9 protein-coding genes and 1 riboswitch are annotated in these 8,181 nt (G+C 66.9%); all 9 genes read right to left on the bottom strand.

The genetic code is table 11. The features are described from left to right. Positions 1-279 precede the first annotated feature (279 nt). Positions 280-1,449, bottom strand: coding sequence for an acetylornithine deacetylase (gene argE, locus VH499_RS04040; RefSeq protein WP_332051407.1), 1,170 nt, complete (start codon positions 1,447-1,449; stop codon positions 280-282). Positions 1,450-1,466: 17 nt separating this feature from the next. Continuing rightward, positions 1,467-2,093 carry a GTP cyclohydrolase I FolE gene (folE, locus tag VH499_RS04035; RefSeq protein ID WP_332051406.1) on the bottom strand — a complete coding sequence of 209 codons (627 nt, stop codon included), beginning with the start codon at positions 2,091-2,093 and terminating at the stop codon, positions 1,467-1,469. A 35-nt stretch (positions 2,094-2,128) separates the two neighbouring features. Next, positions 2,129-2,521 carry a Co2+/Mg2+ efflux protein ApaG gene (gene apaG / locus VH499_RS04030; RefSeq protein ID WP_332051405.1) on the bottom strand — a complete coding sequence of 131 codons (393 nt, stop codon included), beginning with the start codon at positions 2,519-2,521 and terminating at the stop codon, positions 2,129-2,131. A gap of 78 nt (positions 2,522-2,599) precedes the next feature. Further along, a complete protein-coding gene (locus tag VH499_RS04025) occupies positions 2,600-3,508 on the bottom strand; it encodes a cation diffusion facilitator family transporter (RefSeq protein ID WP_332051404.1) in 909 nt (302 codons plus the stop codon). A 24-nt stretch (positions 3,509-3,532) separates the two neighbouring features. Beyond that, complete coding sequence (locus tag VH499_RS04020; RefSeq protein WP_332051403.1) at positions 3,533-4,009, bottom strand: PaaI family thioesterase; 477 nt, start codon at positions 4,007-4,009, stop codon at positions 3,533-3,535. A gap of 73 nt (positions 4,010-4,082) precedes the next feature. Beyond that, complete coding sequence (locus tag VH499_RS04015) at positions 4,083-5,219, bottom strand: acyltransferase (RefSeq protein WP_332051402.1); 1,137 nt, start codon at positions 5,217-5,219, stop codon at positions 4,083-4,085. Between the two features lie 93 nt (positions 5,220-5,312). Next, positions 5,313-5,933 (bottom strand): TenA family protein, encoded by a 621-nt coding sequence (locus tag VH499_RS04010; RefSeq protein WP_332051401.1) that lies wholly within the window; start codon positions 5,931-5,933, stop codon positions 5,313-5,315. Between the two features lie 21 nt (positions 5,934-5,954). Next, positions 5,955-7,169 carry an O-succinylhomoserine sulfhydrylase gene (locus VH499_RS04005; RefSeq protein ID WP_332051400.1) on the bottom strand — a complete coding sequence of 405 codons (1,215 nt, stop codon included), beginning with the start codon at positions 7,167-7,169 and terminating at the stop codon, positions 5,955-5,957. A 47-nt stretch (positions 7,170-7,216) separates the two neighbouring features. Further along, positions 7,217-7,292, bottom strand: a riboswitch (SAM riboswitch). A 50-nt stretch (positions 7,293-7,342) separates the two neighbouring features. After that, positions 7,343-8,181 (bottom strand): thiamine pyrophosphate-dependent enzyme (locus tag VH499_RS04000; RefSeq protein ID WP_332051399.1); only part of this gene is annotated, 839 nt, incomplete at its 5' end.

The raw sequence follows: 8,181 nt of genomic DNA, 5'->3' as shown, positions 1-8,181 counted from the left end.
GGTAGCTGCGAGGTCAACCGGACGATCGCCGCTAGATGGCCGCCCACTGCACCGAAGCTATCGACTTGGTAGCTGCGAGGTCAACCGGACCGCCCTGCCGCTCAACTGCATACTCAAGGTGAAGCTATCGACTTGGTAGCTGCGAGGTCAACCGGACGGCTCGGATTGCCGGCGACCCATTGAGGGTCGGCGGCAATCCGGGCGCTCCGCGCCGCTCGGCAAGACGCCTGCAACCGAGCGCTCCGATCAAATTCGACCGCCCAACCTCGGACCGCAGGATCACTCCCGGCAGGCCCACTCCATCATGCGCGTCATGAAGCCTTCGCAGGCCTCGATCTGCGAGGCGAGGATGAACTCGTTGGGCTGGTGCGCCTGGGCGATGTCGCCCGGGCCGCAGACCACGGTCGGCACGCCGAGCGTCTTTTTGAAGATGCCGGCCTCGGTGCCGTAGACGACGCTGCCCACCGTGTTGGAGCCCGACCAGCTTCCGGCCAGGGCCTTGGCGTCGTCGTTGCCCTCGGGCGAGAAGGCGGGCGTCGAGGAGCGCAGCACGGTGTCGATGGCGGCGGCGGGATGCTTCGCCTTCATCCGCGGCAGCAGCTCCTCCCTGAGCCATTTCAGCGCGCGCTCGCCCAGCTCGTCGATCGGCCGGCCCGGCAGCTCGCGATAGCCCCACAGCACCTCGCACTGGCGCGCCAGGATGTTGCCCGCGGTGCCGCCCACGATCGTGCCGACATTGAAGGTCGCGGCCGGCGGCATGAACTCGCTGTCCCGGGGCGCCGCCGCGTCGAGCTCGTCCTGCACGCGGTTGAGGTAATGCACGAACTCGCCGGCGAAGTGGATGGCGCTCACCCCGAGATGGGTCATCGAGGAGTGGGCCTCGAAGCCGGTGAATTTGGTGACGTAGATCTGCGCACCCTTGTGCGCATGGACGACGGTCATCATGGTCGGCTCGCCGATGATGATCGCCCGGGGCTTCGGCACCTCGCCGGCCATGCGCGCCGCCAGCGCGTGCGCGCCGATGCAGCCCACCTCCTCGTCGTAGCTGAGCGCGAAGTGGATCGGCTTCCTGAGCCTGGCCTTCCTGAACCCGGGCACCATGGCGAGCGCGATGGCGTAGAACGCCTTCATGTCGCAGGTGCCGCGGCCGTGATACCTGCCGTCCTTCAACGTCAGCGTCCACGGATCGCTGTCCCACGGCTGGCCGTCGACCGGCACCACGTCGGTGTGGCCCGACAGCACGACGCCGCCCGCGACCTCGGGGCCGACGGTGGCGAAGAGGTTGGCCTTGCTGCCGTCCTCGCTCGGCACCAGCTTCGAGGCGACGCCGTGCCCCTCGAGGTAGTGCCGGACGTAGTCGATCAGCGCCAGGTTGGAATTGCGCGAGGTGGTGTCGAACGCCACGAGTCGGCGCAGCATTTCGACGGAATCGACGGTCTCCCCGGCCATGATGCCCCTGTCTCTGCTCAAACGGACGTGCGGCCGATCATAGTGAGGAATTCGCGACGCGTCTCGCCGTTGTCGCGGAAGGCGCCGAGCATGCGGCTGGTGACCATGGCGACGTCGGACTTGTGCACGCCGCGCGTCGTCATGCACTGGTGCGCGGCCTCGATGACGACGGCGACGCCGCGCGGCTGCAGCACCTCCTGCAGCGTGTTGGCGATTTGCGCCGTGAGCTTCTCCTGGATCTGCAGGCGATGGGCATAGGCGTCGACGACGCGCGCCAGCTTGCTGATCCCGACCACGCGCCGGTCGGGCAGATAGCCGACATGGACGCGGCCGATGATGGGCACCATGTGATGCTCGCAATGCGATTCGAGCCGGATGTCGCGCAGCACCACGACCTCGTCGTAGCCCTCGACCTCCTCGAAGGTCCGCTGCAACATCTCGCCCGGATCCTCGTCGTAGCCGCCGAAGTACTCCTCGTAGGAGCGCACCACGCGGTCCGGCGTGCCGATCAGGCCTTCGCGGTCGGGGTCGTCGCCGGCCCAGCGGATCAGCGTGCGCACCGCCTCCTCCGCTTCCTCGCGCGACGGGCGGGCAATGCCGGTGGCGAGCGAGACCATGTCGCTCTTCTTCAAAATCCTGTTCATGGCTCTCCTCTTCGCTTGCGCTGCCGTCGCGGCTCCTAGTTAAGCTGTCGCGACCGGTTTGGCATGTCGAGCGAGAATGTCGGAATCACGATATCGAAATTCTCGCCCGTCTCGCTCACCATCTGGTACGTGCCGCTCATGATGCCGGATGGCGTGGAGAGCGGAGTTCCGGAACTGTATTCGAACGCCTCGCCCGGACGCAGGCGCGGCGTCTTGCCGACGACGCCCGGACCCCTGACGTCCTGGCGCCGGCCCATCCCGTCGGTGATCTGCCAATGCCGGCTGCGAAGCTGCACCGTGACATCGCCCTTGTTCTCGATGCGGACCAGGTAGGCCCACACATATTGCGATTTCGCCGGATCCGATTGATCGGGCAGATATTGCGGCCGCACGGTGACGCTGATGGCACGGGTTGTGGCGGTGTACATCGGCAACGAATTCCTCGGCCCGGAGATGGGATTTTCCCGCCAAAAGGTCAAATGCCGCAAGCAGCCGCAGATGCGACCTTAAAGCCAGTGCGGATCGGCGGTGAAGTCGATGGTGAGCCAGCGGTCGGGGCCTTCGCCGCCGATCGCCTCCGCGATCTCGCGCCGCACGGCATCGGCGGTGGCGACGCTGTCGACCGGCCATTTCGGATTCACCGCGATATGGATCTCGATGAACTGCGCGCGGCCCACCTTGGCGACGTAGCTCGTGAACGACTTGAACCTGTACTCCTCGACCACGCGCTTCATGACGCTGCGCACATGCTCGTCGAGCTCGGTCGGTGTGATCAGCAGGATTTCCGTCAGGGCCCGGCGCACGGTGCGGATCGGCACGAAGGCGAGGCAGAGCGACAGGCCGGCCAGCACCACGGGATCGACATAGGGCAGCCAGACACGCAAGGGCGTGTCCTCGGCCACGATCGCGGCGAGGAAGGCGACCAGCAGCGCCGACGTGATGAGAGCCGACATCAGCCAGCTCTGCGCGTCGAGCTGGACGAAGTCGGAGGCGATGCGGCGATTGGCGGCGCGCTGGTAGAAGTACATGCCGAAGCAGGCGGCGCTGACCACGACGGCATAGGCGATCGCCCAGTCGAAGGCGAGCTGCCGGCCGCCGGCGAGGAAGCTGCCGATGGCATTCACGAAGGCATAGAAGCAGAGCAGCATCAGCGTGCCGCCGTTGAAGGCCAGCACCATCGGCTCGATGTGCCAGAAGCCGAACTGGAAGCGGCGGTTCTCGGTCTGCCGCGTCACCAGCCGCGAGACGAACAGGGCGAGCCCTGCCATCGCCGCGTCGATCACCGAGAAGACGCCGTCGAAGACGATCGAGAGGGAGCCGGAAACCAGGCCGAACGCGAGCCCGAACAGCGCGAGAGCCACCGTCACGCCGATCGAGAGCTTCAGGATGCGCTGTTCGGCCACCGCGTCGGGCATGCAGCAGCCTAGCGCATTTTGCGCTCAGATCGGGAACACCAGGCAGGTCGTCGTGCCGTGCGCCAGGAGCTTGCCGGAGGCGTCGGTCAGCCGTCCCTCCGCGGTGGCGATGCGCGAGCCGAGGTTGATCACCTTGCCCTCGGCGCGCACCCGTCCCGTCTTGTCGGTCATGGCGCGCACGTAGTTGATCTTGATCTCGACCGTGGTGTAGCCGGCACCGGCCGCGAGCCTGGTGTGGACCGAACAGCCCATCACCGAATCGAGCAGGGTGGCGGCGATGCCGCCGTGGACGCTGCCGATCGGATTGTAATGCTCGCGCACCGGCTCGTAGGCGAAGGCGACGCGGCCGGCCTCCACCTCCTCGATCCAGAAACCCAGCACCCTGGCGATCGGCGGCGCCGGCAGGCGGCCGGCCCTGATCTCGCCGAACAGCGTGAGACCGTCCATCTTGCGCGCCTGCTCGATTGGCACCACGCCGAAGCCCGCCTCGGGCATCTTCATTCTCGCTCTCCTCGTCAGGACGGGCGCATATACAACACAATGCGGCCTGAGCGGCCACGGCAGGCATCGGGCGCTATCGTCCAGCGAACCGCGCGGCCTGCCAGGCGCCGAACAGCAGGCGCAGCCGCCGCCGCCCCGCCTTCTCGACGCCGTGATGCGCATAGCGGGCGCAGAGGAGCGAGGCGACCAGCATGACGGTCATGATCCCGAACGAAGCCGCGGTCGAAAGATCGTCGCGGCTGTCATGGCCGGCAGCGTCGAGCAGTTGCGTCGTGACGAACTGCACCAGGCCGTGGAAGAGGTAGAGCGAATAGGACACTTCGCCGAGCCAGACGAGCGGCGCGGTGTTCAACAGCGCCGCCGCCCTGCCCTTGTTGGCGACGGCGGCCAGGATCAGCGGCGGGAAGAGCAGGATGACCAGGAGGTCGCTCGTGCCGCGGTGGAGCAGCAGAACGAGGGCCGCGACGAGGGCGAAGAGGATCGCATCGCGCCGGAACACCGACGACCAGGATCGGCCGGCGAACGCGGCGTAGAGCAAGCTGCCGATCAGGAATTCCGGCACGCACCGCAGCAGGGTGAGAGGCCCGTCCCACTGATCGAAGTCGTCGTCGGTGAGACCGGCGACCCAGACGAGCGCCGCGACGAGCATGAGCGCCAGCACGACCTTGACCGTCCTGCGGGCGCGCCAGATCCAGGGCAGCGCGAGGGGGAAACCGAGATAGGCGATGAACTCGACGCTGATCGACCAGGCGGGGTAGTTCCAGCTCAGCTCGCTCGCCTTCAGGCCCTGGAGCATGAAGATGTTGGCGGCCAGCGCAGTCAGCGATCGTGCGCCCTCGAGCGAAAGCGACTCGAACGTGCCGGTCGTGGCGTATTCGACCGCACGGGAGGCCAATGCCGTGGCGAGGAAGAGCGACAGCACAAAGAGATGCAAGGGATAGAGCCGCGCGATGCGGGCGAGCAGGAACCGCCCGTACGAGCCGCGCACCGGCTCGGTGAACACGCGCCAGTAGACATGCGTCAGCACGAAACCGCTCAGCATGAAGAACAGGTCGACCGCCAGATATCCCTTGTCGACGAGATGGGTGAAGCGGTCGGCATGGAGCGCCGGCAGGTATTGCGCGGTGTAGTGGTACAGCACCACCCAGAGAGCGGCGATGCCGCGCAAGGGAGTGAGTGACTGAAGCTGATCGGGCTGTTCGGTTCGCATGCCGCCGCGGTGTTCGGTTGAAGGACCGACGGCAAACGTTCGGGCGCCCATCGACGTTGCGCGCGAGCGATGGCGGCAAGGGGGCGCGAGTGCCTACGTTCCGCCCAGATGGGCGTCGAAGAATCCGTACTCCAGTTCGAGTGCGCGGCGATAGTTCGCCCGCACAGCCTCGCAGTCGACGGCGTGCAGGTCGAGGAGCCCCTCGAGGCGCGTCGCCAGGGCCTCGAAGCCGGGGTCGGCGTAGGTCTTCACCCATTCGTCATAAAGCCGCGCCACGTCGGTGCGCGCCAGGTTCTGGCCGAGGAACGCATATAGCCGCATGCACGGCGTCATCGCCGCAATGGTCGCGCCAAGGTCGCCGGCCCGCGCCGTCTCGAGAAGAAAATCGACATAGGCGCGCGTGGCGGCGAGCGGCACCACGTTTGCCAGCTCGACGTTCCAGCGTTCGGCATAGCCGGCGTGGAGCCGAAGCTCGTCCAGGACGCCGCCGATCAACCCGGCAAAGTCATACACATCCCGGCGCGTCCTGCCGTGTGCGAGGCAGAAGGCGTAGGCGCGCGCGAATGCCTCGAGGAAATATGCATCCTGCGCCACGTAGCCCTTGAAGCTGTCGACCGGCAGCGAGCCGTCGCCGAGGCCGCGCACGAACGGATGGGCGAGGATCTTCCGCGCCCAATCGGCGTTGGCCTCCCACAGCGAGAGCGCGAGCGCCATGGCCGTCGGATGTCCGGGGCGTCAGCCGTCCAGCGCCTGCACGAGATCGGCGATGATGTCGTCCGCGTCCTCGAGGCCCACCGAGATGCGCACCGTGCCGTCGTTGATGCCGAGCCTGGCCCGCTCCGCCGCGCCGATGCGCATGTGGGTCGTGGTGGCGGGATGCGTGACGAGGCTCTTGGCGTCGCCGAGATTGTTCGAGATATCGACGAGCTGCAGGCGGTTCAGCGTCTCGAAGGCCGCCCATTTGCCGGCCTTCAGATCGAAGGTGACGACGCCGCCGCCGCCCGACATCTGCTGCATGGCGAGCTTGTGTTGGGGGTGATCGCTGCGGGCGGGATAGAGCACGCGCGTGATCGCCGGATGCGCCGCCAATGCCTCGGCCACGCGCGCGGCGTTGGCGCAGTGACGTTCGAGGCGCAGGTCGAGCGTCTCCAGGCCCTTTAGCAGCACCCAGGCGTTGAACGGACTGAGCGAGGGACCGGTGTTGCGGATGATCGGTTGCAGCTTCTCGAGGATGAATTCCTTCGAGCCCAGCACGGCGCCGCCGAGCGTGCGACCCTGGCCGTCGATGTACTTGGTCGCCGAGTGGACGACGACGTCGGCGCCCCATTCGAGCGGTCGCTGCAGGATCGGCGTGGCGAAGGCGTTGTCGAGCACGACCGTGGCGCCGGCCCTGTGCGCCAACTCGCAGACGGCCTTGATGTCGACGATATCGAGCATGGGATTGGACGGCGATTCGAACAGCACCGCCTGGGTCGGGGTCGACAGCGCCTTCTCCCAGGCCTTCAGATCGCCGCCATCGACCAGCTCGCCCTGCACGCCGTATCGCGGCAGCAGGGTGGATACGATGAAATGACAGGAACCGAAGAGCTGACGCGCCGCCACGACGCGGTCGCCGGCCTTGAGCAACGCAAGCAGCGCGTAGAACACGGCCGACATGCCGGTGGCGGCGGCGCGACAGGCTTCCGCCCCCTCGAGCGCGGCCAGCCTCTGCTCGAACATCGTCACGGTCGGATTGCCGAAGCGCGAATACTGATAGTGCGCGCTCTCGCCCTTGAAGGTGGCTTCCGCCTCCTCGGCGCTCGCATAGGCGTAGCCCGAGGTCAGGAACAGGGCTTCCGACGTCTCGTCGAAATTCGAGCGGATCTGTCCGCCGCGCACGGCGCGCGTCTGCGGCCGCCACTTGCTCGTATCCGCCACGCGCTTCTTCTTGCCAGCAACCGTCCCGTCCATGTCGCTCCCTCCACAACGAAAAACCCCCGACCGGGAAGGACGGGGGCTTTTCGGGCTCTCCGACCTTTTAGCGAGGTTTAACGTGGCCGCAAGCCGGTCGGCTCAAATTCCACGGATGGCGCTTTATAGGCGCGAAGCCCGAGAGAGGCAAGCAGGTTCTGCAACACCAGCCCCTAGTGCTTCTGCCTTGCCAGCGCCTGCTCGCGCAGCCTGCTGAGCGTGATGCGCGACGTAAGCGCCTCCGGGTCGGTCTTGACGTGAATGATCGCGGGCTTGCCGGCGTTCACGGCGCGCTCGAAAGCCGGCGCGAAATCCGCCGTGCGCTCCACCGTCTCGCCATGGCCGCCGAAGGCGCGGGCATAGGCGGCGAAGTCCGGGTTCCTGAGGTCCGTGCCGTGCACGCGCGTCGGATACTCGCGCTCCTGGTGCATGCGGATGGTGCCGTACATCCCGTTGTCGACCACCACGATCACGACATTGGCGCCGTGCTGGACCGCCGTCGCGAACTCCTGGCCGTTCATCAGGAAGCAGCCGTCGCCGGCGAACGAGACGACCATGCGCTGGGGCTGAACGATCTTGGCCGCGACCGCCGCCGGCACGCCGTAGCCCATGGCCCCACTGGTCGGCGCGAGCTGGCTCTTGAAGCCGCGGTACTGGAAGAAACGATGCAGGAAGGCGGCGTAGTTGCCCGCGCCGTTGGTCATGATCACGTCGTCGGGCAGCCGCTTGTTCAGCCAGCCGATCACCTCGGTCATATTGACGGCGCCCGGCTGCTCGTTGGGCTCGATGTTCTCGAGATAGGCCGTGCGGCCCGCCTCGACATGCGCTTTCCAACGCCTGCCATCGACCGGCTTCATCGCCTTTGCCGCCCTGGCGAAATTCGCCATGCCGCTGTTGATCGGCAGCGTGGCCTGGAACACACGGCCGAGTTCCTCGGCGCCCGCGTGGACATGCACCAGCTTCTGTCTCGGCACGGGGATGTCGAACAGCGTGTAGCCTGCCGTCGTGGCCT

This window comes from Reyranella sp. (genome assembly GCF_036558665.1).
Taxonomy (GTDB): Bacteria; Pseudomonadota; Alphaproteobacteria; order Reyranellales; family Reyranellaceae; genus Reyranella.
Note: the sequence above shows the minus strand (reverse complement) of the source record. Positions and strands in the feature narration are given on the sequence as shown.